Consider the following 22,467-nt stretch of genomic DNA (forward strand, 5'->3'; position numbering starts at 1 on the left):
GGCCCCGTCGTGCCGGCGCCGGCCCCCGCCGCGGCGGGGGCCGGCGCCCTGTGCGCGCGGGCGGCCGGCTCAGCGCCGGCGGCGCCGCCGGGCCACGATGGCACGGGTGATGACCGGCGGAAGCAGGTCCTTGGCCAGCTTGCGCCAGGCGGCCCCGGGCCGGGGACCCGGCTGGTGGGCGGCCCGTTCCGCCGGTTCGGCCGGAGCGGGCTCCGGTTCGGCTGCGGCCCGTAGCGGCTGCGGCGGCCGGGGCGGGACCACCCCCTGGTCCCCGATGCGGACCAGCGACTGGCCGGCCACCGAGTCCACGCCGTGCCACAGGTCCGTACGGCCCTCCAGCCACGCGAGGAGCGCGGCCTGGTGGGGCGCCGCGTCGTCCCAGGTCGCGTAGAGCTTCGACGCCGAGACGCAGATCAGGTGCAGCTCGCCGGTGGCCACCGCGGCCCAGACGGCCGCCGCGACTCCGGGGCAGTGCTCGGAGCGGTAGTCGTCGAAGACGACCACCGCTCCCGGGGCCGCCACGACGCGCGAGGAGGCGATGTCCTGGACGACGTGCTCGTAGAGGTGCGAGGCGTCGATGTGGACGAACCGGCAGCTCGCCGGACGCACCCGGTCGGCGACCACGGAGGTCGGCGCCTGGATGACCGTCGGCAGCGCCTCGTGGAACGCAAGGTAGTTCGTCTCGAACCCGCGCCGGGTCAGCGTGGGGTACGAGTCCTGCGTCTCCGCGAGGTTGGACTCGTCGGGCGCCGGTGAGTCGAAGAGGTCGCAGACCGTGAACTCCTCGCCCTCGCGGAGGTACCCGCCGAGGAAGATGGCGCTCTTCCCCATGAAGGCGCCGAGTTCGAGGAGGTCGCCCCTGGTCCCTTCCTCTGCGTTCTGGCGGGTCAGGAACCAGTCGAAAAGGGCCTGGTCATAGCCCGAGAACCAGCCGTCGACCTGACCGAATTCGGTGGGGACGGGCGTGGCCGGCTCACCGTCGGGGGTGGTGACGGGAGCTTGCGAAACGTGCGACACGGAGAGCAGCCTCCAGTGGAGCGGCATCGGATCAACGCTGATACCCGGCCAGGTAGGCAGACCATAAACCCCCGAACGGCTGTGTGACCAGCCACACGTTTTCCTCAGGCTGCCGCCGCCCGGCGCAGACGCTGGGCGGCCGTGTTGCGGACGCGGTGGGTGCGGGCGGCGCCGGCGAGCAGGCTGAGGGCCTCGTACGAGGTCAGCGCCTGGGCGGCGGTCCGCTGGCACCAGTCGGAGGCGGCGGTGAGTTCGGCAGCCGTCCACGGATCGCCCTGGGCGATCGCCTTGAGCAGGGTCCACTCGCGCAGCCGCCGGGCCGGGAAGGCACGGTCGTCCAGGACCGTGGCCATGGCCCGGGCCCAGGCGGCGAAGCGCGCGCCGGCCGGCAGGTGTGCGGCGCGGCGGTCGAGGTGGGTGACCACGGCACTCTCGGCCATGACCGGATCGGGGTCCCCGAGGACCGCGCCGACCGCGGCGGCCTCGGCGGCGTATGCGGTATCGGCTGCCCACGCGGTATCGGCCTGCTCCTGCGCCCCGGCCGCCCCCGCCGCCCCGGCCGCGGCCGACGCCGCGAGGGCGTCGAGGTGCCGCGCGTACCGCCAGCGCTCCGGCGCCGCCGTGTCCTCGGTTCGGGGCGCCGGGATGCCCCCCGCGCGTATCCGGTTCTCACTGCTCCCCATGCGCACCATTCCACACGACCTCCGTGCGCGCCCGGCGCCCAGGGTCCGTCACACCACCGCGGGCTCGGGGTGCGGCGCCAGCAGGAGGGCCTCGGAGCCGACCGGCCGGAAGCCGGCGGCCTGGAAGGCACGGATGCTGCGCGCATTGCCCGCGGCCTGCTGGGACCAGACCGGTTCCCCGTCGGGGACCAGATGGCGGGCGGCGCGGGCCAGGTCCCGCCCCAGGCCGCGGTGGCGGACGGCCTCGTCCACCTCGACCGCCACCTCCCAGCGGTCCGCGACGCCGCGGCCGAGGACCAGCACTCCCCCGTCGGCCGCCCAGACCCGGACGTCGGACCGGCGGCGCCGGGCCCGGCGCACCCGGGGGTGGTCGGGGTCGGCGATCTCCCGCAGCTCCAGCGCGGGCCCGCCGGGGAGCGGATCGGCGACGGTGAGCAGGTCGACGGTGTCGGTGGCGCGGCCGGTGCGGTCGAGTAGGGCGCCGAGGAAACGCGGGTGCATGGTGGCGGCGAGGGCATCGCAGTCGACGGCGGCGAGCGTGGACCGCACCCAGTCGGGGTCCTCGTCGGTGAACACCACGGAGTGCGCGGTGAAGGCGATGACGCCCGCGTCGCGCGGGCTCGGCTGCGGCACGACGGTCGTGTCGCCGTCGGGCGGCGGGAACCGGCCGGCCGCGGCCGCGTCCAGTATCGCGCCCAGGGTGGCGTCACGTGTCATTCCGGCGCTCCTGTTCGTGGTTCCTGCACATGATCTCAGGTGCGCCGTACGGCAGTTCGGGCGGCCGGAGGTCTGGAGCCGCGGGCCGCGAGTCAGGCTCCGGCGTGCTCCGGGCCTTCGCCTTCCGGCTCGGGGAGCGGGGCGCCGGTCTCCAGCAGGGTCTTGAGACTGGACGCGATCATGGGCCAGGCGCGGCTGCACATGCCCATGAGGGTGCCGCCGGGTTGGAAGCCCTCGTGGAGGACGGTCAGCCGCGCCAGCGTGTCGCCGACCGGTTCGATCTCGTACGTCACCTTCGTGCGCCGCTCCCGGGCCAGCTCGGCCCGCAGTTCCTCGGCGATCCCGACGGAGGCCGCCCACTGCGGGCTGAAGGTGTGCCAGGTGTACGAGAGCAGGCGGTGCGGGACGCAGTCCAGGACGACCTGCTCGGGGTCACTGGTCCGGGTCCCGCGCTCCACCCAGTCCATCGTCGAGCCGACGGCCCAGTCGGTCTCGAAGACCGGCCCCCAGTACCGGCGGGTGAAGGCGGGCTCGGTCAGGGCCTGCCAAACGCGGGCGGGATCGGCTTGGACGTAGAGGGTGTAGGTGATCGCACTGTCGCTCATGAGCCCATGCTGCGGGACCGGACCCCCGACAGGCCGGATTTCCCCTCCTGCGGCGACGCTCCGCCGCTCACTCGTACGCGTGACGGCACGTAGGTCCCGCCGCCTCCCGTACGGCAGGCTGGACGGATGCAGTTGAGCCGGGCAGCCCTGTCCCTGCCCCTGATCCTTGCCGCGGCGGCGCTGACCGCCGGGTGCGTGACCGTGCGGCCGACCGGGCCCGCGGATCCGCCCCGGGTCCCGGCGGCTCCGGAACCGGCGGCCGAGACCCGGCCGTTGAGCCCCCTGCCGGCGGTGGCGGCCCCGCCGCCGCCGGACGCCGCCGCGGAGCCGGTGGCCGAGCCCGCGCCCGCGGAGCGTGCGCCCGGCGCCGCGCGGCCCCGCCGCGACGGGTCGCCACGCCGCCCCGTCCGCGTGGCGCTCCCCGGACCCGCCCCGGCGCCGAAGGCCCGTAAGCGGCCGCCCGCGGCGAAGCAGCCGCGCCCCGCACCGCCCCGCACCTACGACATGGGCGCCCTGTGCGAGGCGGCCAAGGGCACGGTGGCTCCGTCGATCGTCGCCCTGTGCCCCTACTGAACCACCGGACGCGCTGTCATCCGAGTGGCTCGGCCAGGCTGCCGGGCGGCGGCGGGCGGGTTCGCTTGGATGGACGGTGTGGAGCCGACCGGCTCCGTACGTACGGCCTCGGATCCCCCACCCTCCAGGGAGTCGCCATGGCGAAGATCACCCTGTACGGCGCGACCGGCACCATCGGCGCCAGGGTGCTGCATGAAGCACTCGGGCGCGGTCACCGGGTCACGGCGGTCGTCCGCGACCCCGCGCGCTGCGCGGTCCGCTCGGCTGCCGCGGTGGTGCGGGGCGACGTCCTCGATCCGGTGTCCGTGGCCGAGGCGGCCGCCGGACAGGACGTGGTGGTCAGCGCGATCGGCCCCGGGACCGACGATCCAGCCGTGCTCGTGAACGCCGTGAAGTCCCTGATCGGCGGCATCTGCACGCTGGGCCCCGGCACGGCCCGCCCCCGCCTGGTCACGGTGGGCGGGTCCGGGTCGCTGCGCGCGCCCGACGGTTCGCCGCTCTGGCAGGCGCCGGGCGTCCCGGAGGCCGAGAGGGCGGTGATGCACGCCCACGCCGACGCCCTGGACTTCCTGCTGACCGTTCCCGTGGAGGAGGTGCGCTGGACCTGCCTGAGCCCGGCCGCGCTGATCGAACCCGGCGAACGCACGGGCACGTACCGGCTGGCCCTGGACGATCCGGTCGTGGACGAGGAGGGCCGCAGCCGCATCTCGACGGAGGACTACGCGGTCGCGCTGCTCGACGAGATCGACCGGGACGCCCACGCGGGCCGCCGCTTCACCGTCGGCGCCTGAGCCGCCGTCGCCGGTCACCGGTCGCCGGTCACCGGTCACCGCCGGGGCTCCGGCCGCCCGGGGGCGGTTATTGGGTGGAGGCGGCGGACCTCCGATACCTAGAGTGATCAGGTACCGCCCGCCCAGCAGGAGTCCCCATGCGCACGCACTACCCCCGGACACCGCATCTGCCCTGGTCGCCGGGGTCGGCTGCCGACGACGTACGGGCCGGCGGGGTTGCGGGGCTGGTCGGGCGGGAGGTGGTGGTGACCGAGAAGCTCGACGGGGAGAACACCACCCTCTACGCGGACGGCCTGCACGCCCGCTCGCTCGACTCCGCGCACCACCCCTCACGGGCCTGGGTCAAGGGCCTCCAGGGCCGGGTCGGCGCCGGGATACCCGCGGGTTGGCGGGTGTGCGGGGAGAACCTGTACGCCCGTCACTCGCTCCCCTACGAGGACCTCGACAGCTGGTTCTACGGGTTCTCGGTGTGGGACGGCGACCAGTGCCTGGACTGGGACCGGACCGTACGGTTCCTGCACGGGCTCGGCATACCCACCCCGCGCGTCCTGTGGCGCGGCACCTTCGACGAGCGCGCCCTGCGCAGACTGCGGCTCGACACCACGCGGCAGGAGGGCTACGTCGTCCGCACCACGGCGGGATTCGTGCGGGAGGACTTCGCGCGGTGCGTGGCCAAGTGGGTGCGCAGCGGCCACGTGCAGACCGACACGCACTGGATGTACGCACCGGTGGTGGCGAACGGGCTCGGTCCGGCCGCCGCCCTGTGGGGCGTCCGCTCGGGCTCCGAGCCCGACCCGGCCGGGCTCTCGCTCGCCCTCGGCCTGGACTCCGTGCCCGGCGCCGCCGCGGCCGAACCCGTCCTCGCGGAGGTGACGGGCCGGCTCGACGCGCTCGGCCGGACCGGGGAGGTCCGGCTGTGCGGCGTACTGGCCGCCCTGCTGCACCGTGCGCCGCGCGCCTGGACCGCGGCGCGGCTGGCGGCCGGACCGCTCGGGATGCCGCTCGCCCGGCGGGTCGCCGACCTGGTCGGGCTCCACCCGCTCCTGCGGCTGCCGTATCCGGACGCGGAGCGCAGGGCCGGCCTGGTTCGGATGGCCGCCGCGGCCGACCTCGGCGTCCTGCACGCGCTGGCCGGGGCGACGCGGGATCGCGAGGAGCGGGAGTACGCCGAGTGGTCCGCGCTGTATGCCGAAGAGGCGGGGCTGCTCGGCCCGGACCCGCTGGGGCCCCTGCGCGCCGGGCTGCGCGGAGCACTGGGCGGGCTGTCCGACGAGGTGGCCGACCGGTGCTGGGCCGAGGCCCGCGAGGCGTTCGCCCGGGGCGGGATCTCGACAGCCGAGGAGGCGGTGGCCGCGACCTGGCGCCTGCGCGGCGGGGCGTTCCCACGGCTGGTGCAGTTGTGCGGGCCCTCGGGCAGCGGCAAGAGCACGTTCGCCCGGAGCCTGCCGGGAGTGGAGGCCTACGTCAGTCTCGACGACCTGCGCGCCGCCCGCGGCTCCCGAGCCGACCAGCGGGCCAACGGGGAGGTGCTGCGCGAGGGCTTGTCCCGGCTGGATGCCGCCCTCGCCTCGGCCGCACACGCCGGGGGAACGGTGGTGTGGGACGCGACCTCCCTCACCCCGCAGCAGCGCGGCCTGGCCGGCGCGGTCGCCCGGCGGCGGGAGGCACTGCTCACCCACGCCGTGGTGCTGGTCGAGGAGGCGGAGCTGCTGCGGCGCAACGCGGTACGCGCCGACCCCGTACCGCCGCAGGTGCTGACGACCCAGCTGCACCGGTTCAGCCCGCCGTACCCCGGGCAGGAAGGCGCCCACCGCACCTGGTACATCGGCGCGAGCGGGACCGTCGAGGACACGGACACCGGCCCGGACGCGTGCACCTGGGCCGGCGCCGCGGGAGCCACGGGGAGCGAGGCCGGCTGATGCGTACCAGCGAGCAGCTCTACCACCAGGTCCGCTGGGACCCCCGGTTCGATCCGGCGCGGTTCGTCCTCGGACTGCTCCAGCGCGGGGCGGCGCCGAAGCGGATCCCGCTGCCCTCCTTCGTCCCCGGGGGTGAGATCCCCTGGCACCGGGTGCTGTTCGTCGAGGCGGACGGCGAGCTCGTGTGGGACCGGGCCACCGGCGTGGACCGGCTCGACTCCACGCAGGCGGGCCGCGTCCGCGACCCGCGGCTGCTGCGGGCTCCGTTCTTCACCGCCCGGACCCCGTACACCTGGGTGGACGGCGGGGGCGGCGGCGCCTGGCAGCCCGCCGAGGGCGGCTCCGGTGCACGCGGTGCGGGCCCCCGGACCGTGCGGCTGCTGACCTGGAACACGCTGTGGGACCGGTACGACGCCCCGCTCATCGACACCGCCCGGCGCAGGCCGATGCTGCTGGCCGACCTGGCGGCGGCCGATGCCGATGTCATCGCCCTTCAGGAGGTCGAGCCCGAGCTGCTCGGCATGCTGCTGGCCGAGCCGTGGGTGCGGGCCGGGTACACGGTGGCCGCCGACCCGCGCGGCAAGGACGTCGCCGCGAGCGGGCTGCTGGTGCTGAGCAGGCTCCCGGTGCGGGAGGCGGGGCAGCATCTGCTGGGGCCGCACAAGGCGGTCGCCGCCGTGACGGTGGACACCGGATCCGGCCCGCTCGTCGTCGCCGCGGTGCACCTGTCCAGCGACCACAGCGAGAGCGGGGCGGAGCGTCGCGAAGCGGAACTGGCCCGGCTCGCCGACGGGTTGAGCGGCATCGAGGCCGATGTGGCGCTGCTCGGCGACTTCAACGACGGGCGGGCCGGGGCCGAGGGGCCGGCCGCGGTGCTGGGCATGCGGGACGCGTGGAGCGAGGTGCACGGGGCGCAGGACGCGACGCCGACCTTCGATCCGGCGGCCAATCCGCTGGCCGCGGTGGGCTCGCTGACGGGCCGGGCGGCCCGGCTGGACCGGATCCTGCTGCGGTCGGCGGGCGCCCGGGTCCTCGGGAGCGCCCTGCGCGGAACCGCGCCCGCCGCGGACGGGCTGTTCGTCTCGGACCACTTCGGGGTGGAGGCGGCGCTCGACTTCGGGGTGCGCGGCGAGGGGCACCCGGTGCTCGACGTACGGGCGACCCCGCGGACGGCGGTGGCCTGGCTGCCGCCGCACGATCCGGCGGTCGCGGAGCTGCGTCGGGAGCACGACCCGGGGAGCGGCCGCTGGCCCGCGCACGTGAACCTGCTGTTCGGCTTCGTACCGGAGTCCTCCTTCGAGGAGGCGCTGCCGCTGGTGGCCGAAGTGGCCGCGGCGACACCGGTGTTCACGGCCCGGATGGCGGGGGTGCACAGCTTCGGGCAGCGGGAGGAGGCCACGGTCTGGCTGGACCCGGCGGCGGCCGGTGACGCGCCCTGGCAGCAGCTGCGGCGGGCGCTGGCGGAGCGGTTCCCCGGCTGCCGGGGGCGCGATGACGGCTTCACCCCGCACCTGACGCTGGGGCGCAGCCGCGATCCGCAGCGGGCGGTGGCGGAGTTCGCCGCGCGGCTCGGGGACGGGACCTCGGCGCGGGTCGGCGAGTTGGCCGTGCTGTCGCGGCGCGGGGACGAGCCGATGCAGGTGCGGGCGACGGTGGAGCTGGGGACCGGCGAGGTGCGGTGGGTGCCGGAGCCGCCGCCTGTGGCGGCGTCCGAGGCGGCCGGCCCTGCCGAGCTCCCCGGCAAGCCGGCGCTCCCCGCCGAGCCGGCCCTCCCCGCGGACACGGTCGCCGCGCGGATCGCGCAGGCGCTCGGCGAGGGGGTGGTGCACCTGGTCGGCTCGCGGCGGATGGGCTGCGCGCTGCCCGGCGCGGACCTGGACCTGGTCGCGGCACTGCCCGGTACGGTCTCCATCGGGGAGGTTCGGGAACGGATCGCGGTCGCGCTTCCCGGGGCCGAGCGGCTGCGGGAGGTCACGGGCGCCCGGGTGCCGGGGCTGCGGCTGTGCGTGTCCGGGCTGGACGTGGACCTGGTGGTGGTCGCCACCGGAGCGGTGGACCCGGCCCGGGCGGTGGCACGGCGGGCGGAGCTCGGCGAGGCCGCCGCCATCGCGCTGAGCGCCGTGAGCGATGCCGATGCGGTACGCGCGTTCACGGGCGCGGCAGGGCCGGAGCGGGCCGCCGCCTTCGCCCGTCTGGCGCGGGAGGTCAAGGCGTGGGCCCGGGCGCGCGGCCTGGACTCGGCGCCGTTCGGTGGACTGCCGGGCCTGGCCTGGGCGGTACTGGCCGCGCGGACGGTCCGGGAAGCCGCGGACCTCTCCCCCGGGGCCCTGCTCCGGGAGTTCTTCGGGGCCTGGGCCGCCTGGGACTGGCGCGACCCGGTCGCCCTGGAGCCGGCGCCCGGGGAGTCCTCCGCCGCGTTCGGCCCCGTCACCGTGCTGACCCCCTCCGCCCCGGTCCGCAGCTGCACGGCCCAGGTGGGCGCGGGGCTGCGCGATCTGCTCGTCCGGGAGCTGTACGCGGCATGGGAACACCTGGAGGCCTTGCCGGCGGGATCTTCCGCACTCCCGGCCGCCCCACCGCCGCACCGTCGGCACGCCGCCTGGGCGGTGGTCAGCGTACGGGCCCACGGGCCGGATCAGTTCGAGGAGTCCCTCGGCCGGATGCGCGGCCGCATGCGTGCGCTCCTGGGGGCGCTGGCGGAGGCCGGCGTCGAGGACGCCCACGCGTGGCCGCGCCCCTTCGCCCGCTCCCCCGTCTCGGCCCGCTACGCGGTCGGGCTGGGCGCCACCCCGCCCGATCCGGCCCGGCTGGCCGCCCTCGCGAACCGCTGGTCGGCGGAGCTCCCGGGGGTCGAGGTCACCTGGTCGGAATGCGGGGCGCTCCCCACCCTGCACTGACCGGCCGCGCGGGACGCGTGCCGGGCGGGGGGACCGGGGCGGGGAGTCGGGGCGGGGTGCGGGAGGGCGCGGTGGCCAGAGGGCGGTCGCCGCAGGGCCGGGCGTCAGACCTCGATGACGATCTTGCCCGCCGTGTGCCCCTCCTGGTTGAGGGTGAACGCGGCCGCCAGTTCCGACAGCGGGAACGTCTCGGCGACGGTGACGCTCAGTTGGCCGCTGTCGACGAGTCGGCCGAGCTCGGCCAGATCGCTGCCGACCGGGCGGACCCACATCCACTGGCCGCCCGCGCCCAGGACGGAGTGGTCCGCGATCGACGCGTGCCGGCCGCCCTCCGAGAGGACCGCCTGGGTCACGTCGAGGACCCCGCCGACGAAATCCGCGGCGACGGTGACCCCGTCGGGCGCGATCGCGCGGATGCGGTCGATCAGACCCTCCCCGTACTGCACGGGCTCCGCACCGAGGGCGCGCAGCCGGTCGTGGTTGCGCGGCGAGGCGGTGCCGATGACGCGGGCGCCCAGCGCCCGGGCGATCTGCACCCCGAAGGAGCCCACGCCGCCCGCGGCGCCGTGGACGAGGACGATGTCGTCCTTGCCGGTGGCGAGCCGGGTGAGCAGCTGGTACGCGGTGAGCCCGGCCAGCGGCAGCCCGGCCGCCTCCTGCCAGCTGAGCGACACCGGCTTGGGCGCGAGGGCGCGTACCGGCACGCTGACGTACTCGGCGAACGTCCCGCCGTGCACGTAGTCCTTGCGGGCGTACGCGATCACCTCGTCGCCGACGGCGAACTCGGGCACGTCGATCCCGATCCGCTCCACCGTGCCGGCGACGTCCCAGCCGGGGACCACCGGGTACATGACGTCCATCAGGCCGTCGAGGCCGCCTCCCATGATCTTCCAGTCGACGGGGTTGACGCCTGCGCACTTGACGCGGACGAGCACCTCACCGGGGGCGACCTTCGGCATCGGCAACCGGGTCTCAGAGAGCACCTCCGTCCCGCCGTACGTCTCGTACGCCATCGCCCGCATGGTGTCCTCGGACATCTACCGACCTCTCCGTGAACCGTGAGCAGTGAACCTGAACCGTCAACCGCCCATCCCACCACGAGAGCCCGTGCCCACCACGGGAAGCGAGGCGGCCCGGGCGCGCCGCGGACAGGACGCTCCCGGCCGCGGGGGCGGGCACGGCGGGGCGGTGGTCACTCGTACTCGGTGCCGCCCTTTCGGGTGAGGTAGGCGGGGCTGACCGCCTTGGCGATGGCGCGGCCGCCGAGCACCGGGCTGTGGCGCTCCGTTGCCGGACGGATGACCACTCCCTCGCGCAGGTGCAGGCCGCGGCCGGACACGGTCTCCCTGCCACTGGCCAGCTCCAGCACCACATCAAGGTCGTAGGGTCCCTCGAAGAGTCTGGGTACGAGGGGAAGTTCGCCGTCCGGGAAGAGCTCCGCCGGGTCCAGCCAGCGCACCTGGCCGTCGATCTCCGCGGACACGTCGAAGACGGCGTAGCCCGGGGCGGCGCTGCCCGCGCGGACATCGGTCCCGTACGCCAGGTCCTGGACGCCCGCCCCGTACACCTCGCCGAAGAGGCCGATCCGGCTCGCCCCCAGCCGGGCGGCGAGCTTCGCGGCGACCTCGGGGACCCCATGGCCCCGTACGGCGCGCCAGTACAGATTGCGGTCGTCCTCCTTCAGCGCCAGTCGCCTGGCACCGAACCCCTTGGAGGAGACCAGCACGCGGTCGTCCTGCGCCAGGTACGTCACCAGGCAGGCCGTGCCGTGCAGCTTCTCGGTGAGGACGACGCTCTCGCCGGGCTCGAAGACGTGCGGGTAGCGCTGGAGGTTCTCGATGTCCACCCAGGGCAGCAGTTCGGGGGCGGCCTCCACCTCGCCGTTCATCGTCGTGGGGACGGGCGGCGCCCATTTGGTGATGCCGAGCACCTCGGCGAAGTCGGTGCCCGCCTCGGCGGCCTGCGCCAGGTCCACACCGGCCAGCGCGCGGGGCCGGCACACCAGGCCTTGCGACAGTTCACCGCGCAGCCGGACCGCCTTGACCCGGTCGGCGGAGCCTCCCGCGAGGCGGCCGGTGAGGCCCAGCTCCTCGATCAGCCCCGCGGGCAGGACGGACTGCTCGGGGATGTAGAGGGCGAACTCGCCCGTCCGGTAGGCGCCCTTGGCCACGACGGCGCGGTAGAGGCCCACCTGGGCCAGCTCCAGCGCATCGGCGTTCGGATGCTCGTGGACGGTCAGCTCTTCGACGGTGACGCGCAGGGTCGACATGGCGCAACTCCTTTGACGGTGCGGTTCCGTGGGGACGAAGCCCACTCTCCGCCGTGCCATGTGCGCTGGTCCACCCGATATCCCGGTGGTAGCCTGCCCGGCTCCGCAGGAGTGGCTGCCCGGGACGCGGCGCGGTCGGGCGGCGGGGGCGTCAGCCCTCGAAGGCCGCCCGGGTGGCCGGGCCGTAGACGCCCTGCGGGTCGCCCTTGATGCCGCGGTCGCGCTGGAGCTGCGTGACACCGCGCCAGGTCTGGTCGTCGTAGACGCCGGTGACGGAGACGTACGTGAACCCCTGCCCGTAGAGCCGCTCCTGCAGGGCGCGTACCTCAGGCCCGGTGTCCCCGCGGCGCAGCGTGCCGGACGTCCGCGCCTTCGGTGTGCGGCTCGCGGAGGGACTCGGCGGGGGCGGCGTGCTCGGGCCCCCGCTCACCGGCTGCGAGGCCGACGGCGTACCCGCCGACGCGGCGGGACCCCTGGAGGCGCCGGGCCCCGGAGCCGATTCGGGCTCACCCGCGCCCGGGTTGCGCTGGGGCAGCACGGGAACCGGCAGGGCGGGCGGCGTCGCGGTCCGCCCGGGCCCTGGATCGGGGGTTCTCAGCAGCCACACCAGGGCGCAGGCGGCGCCGAGGGCGAGCGCGACGAGGACGAGCAACGGGCGGCGGCTGCGCCCGCGCCGTGCCCGCCCGCCTGCGACCGGCTGGGCGGCGCCGGACACCGGCGGAGCGGTCTGCGGCGGAACGGGAGCACGGTCGGGGGCGGTTGCGGGCCCCGACCGCGGCCAGGCGGGCCCCGTCGAGCGGGACGGCGCACCCGAGGGGGCGACGTACGGGCGGACGAGCAGGCGGTCGTCGGGGCCGTCGGGTGCGGGCCCGCTCTCATCGGAGGCGTGGAACACGGTGGTCACCGGCAGGGGCAGGGGGCCGGCGCGGCGGTGCGGTGCCGGCCCCCACCGGCCGGTCAGGCCCTGCGCCGCCGGGCGGCCGGAACCATGGCGGGGGCGAGCGGGGAGCGGACCGGTCTGGACATGTGAGGCATCTCCGAAGTACAGCTCATGGGTGGTTCCTGGTGCTTGACCGGCGCACTCTTGCCGCCCGGGACGGCCCCGGTCAAGCGCGCTGTCCGATCTGCCCCATCCATCCGGGCTACTGGTCGGTCGCGGGAGCCGCCGTGCTCCGGACGGTGACGGTGACGGCGATCGTGACGGCGGACAGGAACATCAGGGCCGCCCCGGTCAGCGGCGCGGCGGGCGTACCGAGCCCGTCGACGGCCAAGCCGCCGGTCAACGCACCGGCCGCGATGGCCAGGTTGAACACGGCCACCATGAGAGAGGTGGCGGCCTCCGCCGCGGCCGGGGCGGCGTGCAGCATCCAGCGCTGGAGGCTGACCGACACCCCGCCGTACGCCAGCCCCCAGGCCGGCAGCAGTGCGGTGCCGGCGGCCGCTCCCGGCAGGGTGGCGATCAGGCTGAGGATCACGGCGAGAGCCGCGCTGACCGCGAGCAGCGTGCGGTACGCATCGCGCGCCCCGGCCAGGAAGTTGCCCGCGACACCGGCCGCCCCGTAGCCGAGGAGCAGGGCGCTGACCTGGCCGGCGGCGATGCCGGAGACGTCCTGGAGGACGGGCCGCACGAAGGTGTAGGCGGCGAACTGCCCGGTGACCACGAGGAAGGTGACGATCACCCCGGCCCGGACCGCGGGGTTCTCCCGCAGCAGGGCGGGCAGTTCGCGGAAGGCGGTGTTCCGGGCGGGCGGCAGCGGGGGCAGCAGCAGGAGGAGCGCGGTCAACGCGAGGACGCCGAGCACGCCGACGGCTCCGAAGGCGGCGCGCCAGCCGCCGAGTTCACCGAGGAGGGTCCCCGCGGGCACGCCGAGCACGGAGGCGGTGGGGACACCGGCGAAGACGAGCGCGGTGACCCGGGGGACGTGCCGGTCGGGGACGAGCCGGACGGTGATCCCGCCCGCGACGGCCCAGAAGCCGCCGACGCTGATCCCGACGAGGAGCCGGGCGGCCAGGACGACGGCGAAACCGGGGGCGAGGGCGGCGGCGAGGTTGGCGGCGGCCATCAGGGCGATCAGCCCGCACAGCACGGGCCGCCGGTCGAGCCGGCCGGAGCCGACGGTGACCAGCGGCGCGCAGAAGCCGGCGACGAGCCCGGGGACGGTGACCATGAGACCGGCGGTCCCGTCGGAGACGCCGAACGCGGTGCCCACGGGGGTGAGCAGTCCGACCGGGAGCAGTTCGGAGGTGATCAGGCAGAAGATCCCGAGGGCGACGGCGAAGACGGCCGCCCAGCTCTTCCAGTGCGGCGGTGCCGGCTCGGGGTTCGGCGGGGGGGGTGCCGGGCGCGTCAGCGGTGCTCATGAAGCGGTACTCCGTACGGTCCGTCGGGGCGGGCGGCGGGGCGGGGCCGGGCGGAGCGGGCGCCGGGGGTCGCGCCTCCCCCGTCGCCGCTCGTACGGTCGTTCCGTTCCCGGCAGCGTACGGAACATCCCGGCCGGGGCAATCGTCAAGGCATCCGTCCCGCGTCACCCGTCCGCGTGAGGGGACGGGCCGGGCCGGGGCCCCGGTGCGGCATGGTGGTCGCATGCAGTTGCGCCGGGCTGTCCCCCTGTCCTTCGTCGCCCTGCTGGCCGGGGCGGGCTGCGTCTCGGTCGGCCCGGGCGTGCCCGCGGTTCCGGCGCGCGGTCCCGTACCGCCGGCGGGCGCCCGCGAGGCGGCTCCGCCCGCGCCTCCGGCGCAGTCCCGGGCCCTCCCCCTGGGCAGGCTGCCGGATCCGGAACCGGCCGGGGAACCGGACCGGTACGGGGCGCGGGACCAGGACGGGGAACCGCGCCAGGACGGGGCGCCGGGCCCGGACGAGGCCCGGCACTCGGACCGGCTCCCTGGCAGGGCGCTCCGCCCGCCGGCCGCCCGCGGCGTGAAGACCCCGTCGGCACCCCGGCGCGGACACTCGCCGAAGCCGGACCCCCACCGCACCGGGCACCACTCCGCCCCGGCCCCGGACATGGCCGGCACGGCCTGGGGCATGGACGACCTGTGCGCGGCCGCCGAGGGCACGGTTCCGCCGTCGGTCGTGGACCTGTGCGTGCGCCAGTACGGCCGCTGACCGCGCCGTCGGAGACCGGGAAGGTCAGGAGGGCCGGGAGACCGGGGGGCGACTGCGGCCGCAGGCGGAGGCACAGGTGCGGCGGGCGCGGCGCAGGCGGTGCAGGGTGTTGTGGCCGCGGCGGCGCCACTCGGCCCGGGGCAGGCCGGCCCGCTGACCGCCGCCGGTGATCAGTGCGTTGACCGGGGCGTGCGGGTCCGCGGCCATTCCCTTGGCCACGAGGACGCCGACGACGAGCGGGAGCAGGGCCACGGCCAGGGCGGCGCCGGCGGTGGTCACGTGCTGCATGCGCGGGCGGGGCGCGCGGTGCGGGGCGTCGGAGGTCATGCCCTCATTCGACCGGCTGCGGCTCGGCGGCGGATCGGGGCGGATACTCAGTTCCTCGGACGTGAGGTACTCAGCTGCGTACTCACGTGACGTACTCGGACGACGACCGGGAGGGCGGTGGGGATGAACGGATCCGCGCAGGGCTTCGAGCCGGCGACCGGGGACGGGCCGCAGCCGCCCGCCACGGCGGCCCGGGCGGCCGAGGTCCGCACGGCGTACGAGGGGCTGCTGCAGATCCGCCGCATGGTGAACGGCCGGGCGGGCACCGCCGTTCCCGCCCCGTGGGAGGTGCGGCAGCTGCCCCGCGCGGTGGCGCTGGCGCTGGAGGCGGCGGACCTGGCGCCCTCGGCGGTGGACGCACAGGGGCGGCGTACGCGGACCGGCTACCGGGTCGCCCCCGGACCGGCCGGGGAGGAGCGGGCCGTGGTGAGCTGGCTCGGTCCGCCGGGCAGCGGTGCGGCCGGGGAGGAACAGGACCGGCTGGCGGCCTGCGCGGCGGTGCTCGAACCGCTCGGGTGGGTGTGCCTGCTGTACCGCGGCCCGCGCGGGCGCCGCTTCCTGGAGGTGGAGCCGCCGCGCTGACCGCCTGCCCGGAAAACCGGTACCGCGGGGGTTCGACCACCCGGCACACTCGCCCGATGAGCATGCTCGACGTACTGGCGGACCGCGTCGGCATCGCGCCGGCCGACCCGGCGCTGGTCGAGGCCGGTGACATCGTCCTGGCCCGCGTCGCGGGCACCGTGTACCTGCACCTGGTATCGGCGGTGGACGGGCCGCGCCGCCGGGTGCAGATCAGCAACAACCGGGGTCGTGTCAACGGCTGGACCGGCCACGATCGGGTGTTCGGCATCTGCCTGGCCGTGGCGGACGTACCCCGCCCGGGCGCTGCCGCGAAGGTCCGCCGCAGCCGCCCGCCGGCGGTCCGTCCCGTACCGCTGGCCACCGCCCGCCTCGACCTGCTTCCGCTGCGGACCGACCACGCCGACGAGCTGGCCGTCGCCCTGGCCGACCCGGCGCTGCACGCCTTCACCGGCGGTGCCCCGCTGCCGCCCGAGGTCCTCCGGGCCCGCTGCGCCCGGCTGGCGGCCGGCTCGCCCGACCCGTCGGTCGTGTGGGGCAACTGGGTGCTGCGGCTGCGCGAGGACGGCCGTCTCGTGGGCACCGTCCAGGCCACGGTCACACCTGCCCGGGACACCGCCGAGGTGGCCTGGGTGGTCGGTACGCCCTGGCAGGGCCGGGGCCTGGCCGTCGAGGCGGCCCGGGCGCTCACCGGCTGGCTCTCCGGCCTTCCGGTCGGCCGGCTGATCGCGCACATCCACCCGGAGCACCACGCCTCGGCGGCGGTCGCCGCTGCCTGCGGCTTCGTTCCGACCCCGGAGCGCGAGAACGGGGAGATCCGCTGGCAGCGCGCGGCCTAGGAGTGTCTGCCGCTCTTCGGCGGTGGGTCTCAGGAGCAGGGCCTCGGCCAGGGCAAGGCGGGCCACCGGGTCCGGTCCCTCTCCGGGGCGGGTCAGCAGGCGGCGGCCGCGCTCGCCGCCTCGGGGCAGGCGGGGCGGTCCGGGGGGTTCTCGCCGATCGGCTGGAACAGCAGCCGCAGCACGAGGAGCCGTACGCCGGCCCGCGCGTCGGCGGTGCGGGCGAGCAGCTGCTGCGCCGCCGGGCCGGCGCGGTCCGCGCGTACGGCCGTGAAGATCGCGCTGCGGGCCGCCTGGCAGGCTGCTCCGCCCTGGTCCAAGCGCGCTTCGTCGATCCAGGTGTCCACACGGTCGGCCGGTCCGCGGACCCGCTGTCGGGGGCTCACAGCCCCGGGCGCAGTACGCCCTTTCGCATCGTCATGCGGTGATCGTGGCCCGGCGGCCGTCCCCGGCACAACCGGATTCCGCGTAGCGCTCGGCCAGTGCGGCGACGGTGTCGGCGAGGGCCCGGCGGAGCTCGGGAGGGCCGAGCACCTCGGCTTCGGTGCCCAGGCGGAGCAGGTCGCCGACGGCGACGGACCGGGATTCCACCGGGAGGTGGACCAGGACCCATCCGTCCGGGTCGGCGGGGTCGGCAGGCTCCGCGTCGGCCAGGGCGCGTACGCCCGCCGCGCCGAACTGCATCGGCAGGAGCCGCCGGCCGCGCGGGGACAGCAGCAGCCGGGCCGTCTCCTGGTGGAAGGCGTCCTCCAGGCGCCGGGTGGACTCCTGCCAGTACGCGGCGAGGTCGAAACCGGCGGGGCGTTCGAAGCCCTCCGACCCGGTGTCCACCGCGAGGAAGCGGGCCACGCGGTAGCTGCGCACCCGCTCGTCGGACGCCCGGGCGACGAGGTACCAGATGCCGCCCTTGAGGACGAGGCCGAGCGGGTACAGCGCGCGGCGCGGGCGCTCTTCACCGCTCCAGCGCCGGTAAGTGGCGTGCAGGACGCGCTGGTCCCAGACCGCCTGGGCGATCTGCGCGAGGTGCGGTACGGGGTCGGCGTCGCGGAACCAGGCCGGGGCGTCCAGGTGGAAGCGTTCCTGGAGCCGGCGCCCCCGGGCGGCGAGTTCGGCGGGCAGTGCGGCCTGGAGCTTGAGCTGCGCGGCGGCCAGATCGGCGCCGAGCCCGAGCTCCCGTGCCGGGCCGGGCGCCCCCGCGAGGAAGAGCGAGCCGGCCTGGGCGTCGGTGAGGCCGGTGAGCCGGGTGCGGTAGCCGTCCATCAGGCGGTAGCCGCCGGCGCGTCCTCGGTCGGCCTGGACGGGAATGCCGGCAGCGCCGAGCGCCTCGATGTCCCGGTGGACGGTGCGGACCGACACCTCCAGTTCGGCGGCGAGTTCGGACGCGGTCAGCCGGCCGCGGTTCTGCAGCAGCAGGAGCAGGGAGAGGAGCCGGTCGGCGCGCATGCAGCCATTGTCCGGGATACCTGACAGAGGATGTCAGGTATCCCGGACAGGCTGGTCATCGCGCCGGGCACCTCAGCCGCCCGGCCCGGAACCAGGAGAACCCCCATGCCCACGAGCACCGCCGACTCCCCGCGCGCCGCCGGCACCACGACCACCGGCCGTTTCACCTTCGCCGACTGGGAGGAGCAGCCGGTCGGCCCGGCCGACTCCACCCCGCGGCTGGCCCGCTCCACGGTCACCAACGCCTTCGCCGGCGGGATCGAGGCCGAGGCGACCACCTGCAGCTACACGTTCACGTACACCGGGGAGAGCGTCGGCGTCTTCACGGGTCTGGAGCTGCTGTCGGGCACGGTCGACGGCATCGAGGGGGCATTCGTACTGGAGCAGCGCGGCACCTTCGACGCCACCGGTACGCAGTGCACGTTCGAGGTGGTGCCCGGCTCCGCGACGGGTGAGCTGGCCGGACTGTCCGGCTCCGGCTCCTTCACGTCCCGGCACGGGGAGGCCTCGGTCGCGTACACCTTCACCTACGCCCTGGACGGTGCCGCAGTCCGCTGACCCGCGTACGTGAAGAGGGGCGCGGACCGGCCGGTCCGCACCCCCTCCCCGGTGGTCGGCGCGCCGTCACGGGGCGCCGAAGGTCAGGGTCAGCTGCGGCGTCCCCTCGTTCGCCTGGGCCTCGGAGGACCACAGCCACAGGGCGTCCGTACCGGTGCTGGTCAGCGCCAGGCCGTAGGCGGTGCCGAGGGCGCCCGCGACGCTGCCCGTGCTCAGCGCGGCGGCGTGCACCGCCGAGCCGTCGGGAACCCCCGGGAAGCTGCCGAGCGCGGGAGCGCCCAGCGCCGGGCGGTTGGTGTAGTTCGTCCCTGCCTCGGACCAGGTGCCGGTGACCGGGACCACGGAGACGGTGTCGGCCGTACCGGCTCCGCTCATGGTGCTGGTCTTCACGCTGAGCACGGCCGACTTGAGCACTGTGCCCGCGGGTGCGGCGGGCAGGTCGAAGCGCAGGTAGGAGGCGTAGAAGGAGCTGCCGCCGACGGCGAGCGAGCTCGACGTGCCGTAGGTGGCGTCCGGGGCGCCCGCGTTGGCGTAGGTGTCCTCGGCCGCCGTCACCCGGACGACGGAGTCGGCCGGGGCGGACGCCAGGGTGTAGTGGTTCTGCACCTGCGCCGCGCTCAGGATGCTCGGGTAGACGGCGGTCTCGTCCAGCCGGCCCGCCCAGTAGTCGCTGGTCGGGCGGTCGGGCCAGCCGCCGAGGCTGTCGCCGCCGGCGTGCCAGTACCCGGAGAAGTTCTCGTGCGTGGTGACGCCCAGGGTGCCCTTCTGGGCGCCGTCCACGTAGAGGACCATGCCGCCGGGTCCCTGGGTGGCGACGACGTGGTGCCACTTGTCGTCGTTGTAGCCGGCGCTGGTGGTGATCGTGCGGGTGGCGCCGGTGTAGACCCCGTAGACGAGACGCCCGTCATTCGTCATGTAGATGTGCTTGTCGTACTGATTGCTGCCGCGGATCTGGTTGTTGCCGAAGCCGAAGAGCTTGCCGCCGCGGGTGGTGTTCGTCCTGAACCAGGTCTCCAGGCTGTAGCTGCTGCCCACCGTCTGGCGCCTGTCCCCGTAGACCTGCGTGTCGCTGCCGTTGAAGCCGATCGCCGTGCTCGCTCCGGAGACCGCGCCGGGGCTCTGGCGCAGGTCCGGTGCGTTCAGGTGCACGCCGCTCTGGTTGCCACCGTCCGACGAGTCGGCGGCGAAGGGCAGCGCCGACTCGTCGTAGCGCCAGAACAGCTGCGCGCCGTCGGTGCGCACCTGGTTCGGGTAGGCGTCGACCGAGGCCGGCACCGTCACGCTCGCGGTCCCCGACAGGGCGCTGGTGTTCCCGGCCGCGTCGCTCGCCGTCACCCGGTAGGTGTAGGTCTGGCCCGCCGTGACGGTGGTGTCGGTCCAGGAGCCCTGCGGGCGCCGGAAGAACAGCGAGTCCGCCGTCACGGTGGCGATCGGGGTGGCCGCGCCGCCCCGGTAGATGCGGTAGGTCAGCGCGCTGTCGTCGAGGTCGAGGCTGGTACGCCAGCGCACCTGCACCTCGCCGGGCTTGAAGCTGACGGCGCTCGCCACCGGGACGGTGGGCGCGCCCGTGTCGCCGGTGGAGGAGAACCGGGTCAGGCTCTGCTGCGCCGCGCCGTTGACGGTGGTGAACTCGCCGCCGACCCAGAGGTACGGGACCCCACCTCGGGACCCCACCGTCATCACCCGCGGGCCGATGCCCTCGCCGATGCCGTCGTTGGTGTCGGGAGCCCAGCCCAGCTTGCCGGGGCCGCCGGTCGGCTGGGCGAGCAGGTGGTGGCGCTGTCCGTCGGGGAACTCTCCGACGCTGGAGCAGTCGTGCGCGTGCGAGGCGCTGTAGAGGACGTTCCGGTACGGGAGGACGGCCTGGGTGGCGCCGAGGCAGGTGTCGCGCCAGCGCTGGTTGAAGCCTGCGAGGTCGAGCGCGATCCGGCCGTCGAAGACGCCGCCGCCCGTGCCCTCGTTGGCGGTGTAGAAACCGGTCGCGTCGGTCGCGATGTCCTTGACGACGGAGTTGGTCTCGATGAAGCCGGGATAGGCCTTGGCGAGTGCGCCGCTGGTGGCGTCGACGACCGCCAGCGCGTGCGTGTTCGTCCCGTTGACGGTGAAGAAGTCGCCGCCGAGGACGACCCGGCTGCCGTCCGGGGTGACCTCGACGGCACGGCCCGGCTCGTCCGCGTCGGCCCTGAAGGGCCGCAGGGCGCCGTCGCCCGCGTCCACGGCGGCGAAGCGCTCGCGCTGTTGGCCGGCCACCGTCAGGAAGTCGCCGCCCGCGTAGACGGTGTCGCCGGTGACGGCGAGGGCGCGGACGGTGGCCGGGAAGGCCGGGCGGAACGAGGGCTTCACGGTGCAGGTCGCGATGTCGACGGCGGCGAGGCTGGAGACGGGGGTGCCGTTGACGGCGCCGAAGTAGCCGCCCGCGTAGAGGGTCTTCTTGTCCGGCGACAGGGCCAGGGCGCGGACGGTGGCGGTTCCCGAGCCGACGGTGAAGGACAGCGTGCAGGAGGTCGGGGCGCCGGTCGCGGAATCGAAGGCGGCGAAGTTCACCGCCGGCCGCTCGGCGCCGCCGGCCCCCTCGGGGGGACGTACGGCGGAGAAGGTACCCCCGGCGAAGACGGTCCCGTCCGCCTCGGCGAGGGCCCAGACGACGCCGTTCGGCTGCCAGGTGGGCAGCGGATCCGCGGTGAAGGCCACGGGCGGGGTGACGGCCGCCGCCTGCGGGGCCAGGCCGAGGCCGAGGCCCGCGCCGGTTGCGGCCAGGGACAGGGTGAGGGCGGCGGCCAGGCCTCTGGTCCTGCTGGTTCTGCGCATGAACCCCCCAGTTCGGTGTCACTGTGCGGTGAGGGCCGACAACGGGCGTACCGCCGTCCCCGACCGTGCGTACGGCCGCACCCTAGGACGAATCACCGCCCCGTTCACCGCACTTGGCACATCGGATGCACGATTGCCCCCGGCGCCCGCGGGGCGGCCCGGCCGGGCTCGGGCCGCCCCCGCCCGGAGGATCCTGGCGAAAGCGCCCGCGCGGGGGGCGCGGCCGCTCTACCGTGCCCTGAGGGGGACGGCACTCGGAGGGTGGGGCAATGGACGAAGAAGAGGACATGCGGCTGGCGGGGATGACCCCGGAGATCTCCCGCCGCACCCTCACCATGCTGCGCGGGCTCGCCGGGCTGGAGCCCCCGGAGCAGGTGCCCGAGAACGCGATGGTCGTCGCGGACGAGATCCTGGCCGAGCACGGCACCGACGGGCTGCGGGTGCTGGTCATGACCCTGGCCGCCTGGGCGACGGCGCAGATCGAGAACGTCGCCGAGCTCAGCCGGCGCAGCCACGAGGCGGTGCTCGACGCCATGGAGCTGGCCTGCCTGGAGGCCAATGCCGAGGAGTAGGGGCGCCCGGCCGGCCGAGGCCCGCCGTGCTCCGCCGGGGATCCCTGCGGACCGGTCGGCGCGTGCGGGCCACCGTATCGGCGGTCCACCGGAGCACAGCTGCGATCACGCGGGCTTCGGCGACACTGGGGGTAGCGGGGGGCCCTGATCGGAGGCCGTCGTGAGCACACCTTCCCCCATCCGCATCGCCGCCGTCCTCTCCGCCGAGCACCGCGGACGGCTCATGTCCCAGGCCCGCGAGGTCAACTTCGCCGAGAACGCGCGGATCTTCGAGGAGGGCGGCCCGGCGGAGTCCTTCTGGATCGTGCGCTCCGGCACGGTGACCCTCCAGGTCCCCGTGCCGGGCGCCCGCCGGCCCGCCCCCGTCGAGAACCTCGGCCCGGGTGAGCTGGTGGGCTGGTCGTGGCTGTTCCCGCCGTACGTGTGGCAGCTGAGCGCCGAGGCGATGACCCCGGTGCGCGCCTACGCGTTCGACGCGGGCAGCGTGCGGATGCTCATGGACGCCGACCCCGCCTTCGGCTCGGCCATCGGGCACTGGGTCGGGCGGGTGCTCGCCCTGCGGCTCCAGCAAACTCGCACGCGGCTGCTCGACCTCTACCTCCCGCGCGCCGCATCGGCCCTGTAAAAACGGGGTTCCGTAAAGGTTTCAGCGCGTGTGTTCGGCCGTTTCGGCGGGGCGCTGCGCCACTGGTCAGCGGCCTGGCACCGCTGCGGTCTGCACTCATGCGCTTACGATCGGTGACGAGAAATAGGGGTGCGAACGGGCG

At 75.5% G+C, this 22,467-nt stretch carries 22 protein-coding genes; 10 read left to right on the plus strand and 12 right to left on the minus strand.

Translation table 11 applies throughout. The annotated features are described in order from the left end of the window. Positions 1-69: 69 nt before the first annotated feature. From AB0B01_RS17850 to AB0B01_RS17865, 4 genes are all read right to left on the minus strand, one after another. The gene (locus tag AB0B01_RS17850) at positions 70-891 is read right to left on the minus strand and encodes a class I SAM-dependent methyltransferase (RefSeq protein WP_361719535.1); all 822 of its coding nucleotides are present in this window, start codon (positions 889-891) and stop codon (positions 70-72) included. A 230-nt stretch (positions 892-1,121) separates the two neighbouring features. Beyond that, positions 1,122-1,700: a hypothetical protein gene (locus AB0B01_RS17855; protein WP_361719338.1), complete on the minus strand. Its 579-nt coding sequence runs from the start codon at positions 1,698-1,700 to the stop codon at positions 1,122-1,124. 48 nt (positions 1,701-1,748) lie between these two features. Beyond that, on the minus strand, positions 1,749-2,417 hold the full coding sequence (locus tag AB0B01_RS17860) for a GNAT family N-acetyltransferase (RefSeq protein ID WP_361719340.1): 669 nt from the start codon (positions 2,415-2,417) through the stop codon (positions 1,749-1,751). 92 nt (positions 2,418-2,509) lie between these two features. Further along, complete coding sequence (locus AB0B01_RS17865; RefSeq protein ID WP_361719344.1) at positions 2,510-3,022, minus strand: SRPBCC family protein; 513 nt, start codon at positions 3,020-3,022, stop codon at positions 2,510-2,512. A 126-nt stretch (positions 3,023-3,148) separates the two neighbouring features. Between AB0B01_RS17865 and AB0B01_RS17870 the strand changes: the two genes are divergently transcribed. From AB0B01_RS17870 to AB0B01_RS17885, 4 genes are all read left to right on the plus strand, one after another. Beyond that, on the plus strand, positions 3,149-3,595 hold the full coding sequence (locus AB0B01_RS17870) for a hypothetical protein (protein WP_361719347.1): 447 nt from the start codon (positions 3,149-3,151) through the stop codon (positions 3,593-3,595). A 137-nt stretch (positions 3,596-3,732) separates the two neighbouring features. Continuing rightward, positions 3,733-4,386 carry an NAD(P)H-binding protein gene (locus AB0B01_RS17875; RefSeq protein ID WP_361719350.1) on the plus strand — a complete coding sequence of 218 codons (654 nt, stop codon included), beginning with the start codon at positions 3,733-3,735 and terminating at the stop codon, positions 4,384-4,386. Positions 4,387-4,523: 137 nt separating this feature from the next. Beyond that, on the plus strand, positions 4,524-6,305 hold the full coding sequence (locus tag AB0B01_RS17880; protein WP_361719353.1) for an RNA ligase family protein: 1,782 nt from the start codon (positions 4,524-4,526) through the stop codon (positions 6,303-6,305). Next, positions 6,305-9,202, plus strand: a complete 2,898-nt coding sequence (locus tag AB0B01_RS17885; protein WP_361719356.1) for a poly(A) polymerase — start codon at positions 6,305-6,307, stop codon at positions 9,200-9,202. Before AB0B01_RS17880 ends, AB0B01_RS17885 begins: the two co-directional genes overlap by 1 nt. 104 nt (positions 9,203-9,306) lie before the next feature. On the opposite strand, the gene AB0B01_RS17890 is transcribed toward AB0B01_RS17885, so the two are convergent. The 4 genes from AB0B01_RS17890 to AB0B01_RS17905 form a co-directional block, all read right to left on the minus strand. Then, complete coding sequence (locus AB0B01_RS17890) at positions 9,307-10,224, minus strand: NADP-dependent oxidoreductase (protein ID WP_361719538.1); 918 nt, start codon at positions 10,222-10,224, stop codon at positions 9,307-9,309. A gap of 170 nt (positions 10,225-10,394) precedes the next feature. Further along, the gene (locus AB0B01_RS17895) at positions 10,395-11,471 is read right to left on the minus strand and encodes an RNA ligase (ATP) (protein WP_361719359.1); all 1,077 of its coding nucleotides are present in this window, start codon (positions 11,469-11,471) and stop codon (positions 10,395-10,397) included. A gap of 151 nt (positions 11,472-11,622) precedes the next feature. After that, positions 11,623-12,375 (minus strand): peptidoglycan-binding protein, encoded by a 753-nt coding sequence (locus AB0B01_RS17900; protein ID WP_361719362.1) that lies wholly within the window; start codon positions 12,373-12,375, stop codon positions 11,623-11,625. 238 nt (positions 12,376-12,613) lie between these two features. Then, positions 12,614-13,681, minus strand: coding sequence for an MFS transporter (locus AB0B01_RS17905; protein WP_361719365.1), 1,068 nt, complete (start codon positions 13,679-13,681; stop codon positions 12,614-12,616). A 374-nt stretch (positions 13,682-14,055) separates the two neighbouring features. Here AB0B01_RS17905 and AB0B01_RS17910 point away from each other — a divergent pair, with 374 nt between their 5' ends. Beyond that, entirely contained in the window at positions 14,056-14,577 is a 522-nt protein-coding gene (locus AB0B01_RS17910; RefSeq protein ID WP_361719368.1) for a hypothetical protein, read from the plus strand. 24 nt (positions 14,578-14,601) lie between these two features. Here AB0B01_RS17910 and AB0B01_RS17915 read toward each other — a convergent pair whose 3' ends face one another. Beyond that, positions 14,602-14,904, minus strand: a complete 303-nt coding sequence (locus AB0B01_RS17915; RefSeq protein WP_361719371.1) for a hypothetical protein — start codon at positions 14,902-14,904, stop codon at positions 14,602-14,604. Positions 14,905-15,027: 123 nt separating this feature from the next. Between AB0B01_RS17915 and AB0B01_RS17920 the strand changes: the two genes are divergently transcribed. Next, on the plus strand, positions 15,028-15,486 hold the full coding sequence (locus AB0B01_RS17920) for a hypothetical protein (protein WP_361719374.1): 459 nt from the start codon (positions 15,028-15,030) through the stop codon (positions 15,484-15,486). A 353-nt stretch (positions 15,487-15,839) separates the two neighbouring features. After that, a complete protein-coding gene (locus AB0B01_RS17925) occupies positions 15,840-16,322 on the plus strand; it encodes a GNAT family N-acetyltransferase (RefSeq protein WP_361719541.1) in 483 nt (160 codons plus the stop codon). Positions 16,323-16,414: 92 nt separating this feature from the next. Here AB0B01_RS17925 and AB0B01_RS17930 read toward each other — a convergent pair whose 3' ends face one another. Further along, positions 16,415-16,705: a hypothetical protein gene (locus AB0B01_RS17930; protein WP_361719377.1), complete on the minus strand. Its 291-nt coding sequence runs from the start codon at positions 16,703-16,705 to the stop codon at positions 16,415-16,417. Between the two features lie 31 nt (positions 16,706-16,736). Next, on the minus strand, positions 16,737-17,762 hold the full coding sequence (locus tag AB0B01_RS17935) for a WYL domain-containing protein (protein ID WP_361719380.1): 1,026 nt from the start codon (positions 17,760-17,762) through the stop codon (positions 16,737-16,739). 105 nt (positions 17,763-17,867) lie between these two features. Here AB0B01_RS17935 and AB0B01_RS17940 point away from each other — a divergent pair, with 105 nt between their 5' ends. After that, on the plus strand, positions 17,868-18,320 hold the full coding sequence (locus AB0B01_RS17940) for a DUF3224 domain-containing protein (protein ID WP_361719383.1): 453 nt from the start codon (positions 17,868-17,870) through the stop codon (positions 18,318-18,320). Positions 18,321-18,386: 66 nt separating this feature from the next. Here the strand turns inward: AB0B01_RS17940 and AB0B01_RS17945 are convergent, their stop codons facing one another. Continuing rightward, a complete protein-coding gene (locus tag AB0B01_RS17945; RefSeq protein WP_361719386.1) occupies positions 18,387-21,128 on the minus strand; it encodes a DNRLRE domain-containing protein in 2,742 nt (913 codons plus the stop codon). Between the two features lie 269 nt (positions 21,129-21,397). Here AB0B01_RS17945 and AB0B01_RS17950 point away from each other — a divergent pair, with 269 nt between their 5' ends. Beyond that, positions 21,398-21,700, plus strand: a complete 303-nt coding sequence (locus AB0B01_RS17950; RefSeq protein WP_361719389.1) for a hypothetical protein — start codon at positions 21,398-21,400, stop codon at positions 21,698-21,700. 160 nt (positions 21,701-21,860) lie between these two features. After that, entirely contained in the window at positions 21,861-22,325 is a 465-nt protein-coding gene (locus AB0B01_RS17955; RefSeq protein ID WP_361719392.1) for a cyclic nucleotide-binding domain-containing protein, read from the plus strand. Positions 22,326-22,467 lie beyond the last annotated feature (142 nt).

This window comes from Streptomyces sp. NPDC044571 (genome assembly GCF_040647115.1).
Lineage (GTDB): Bacteria > Actinomycetota > Actinomycetes > Streptomycetales > Streptomycetaceae > Streptomyces.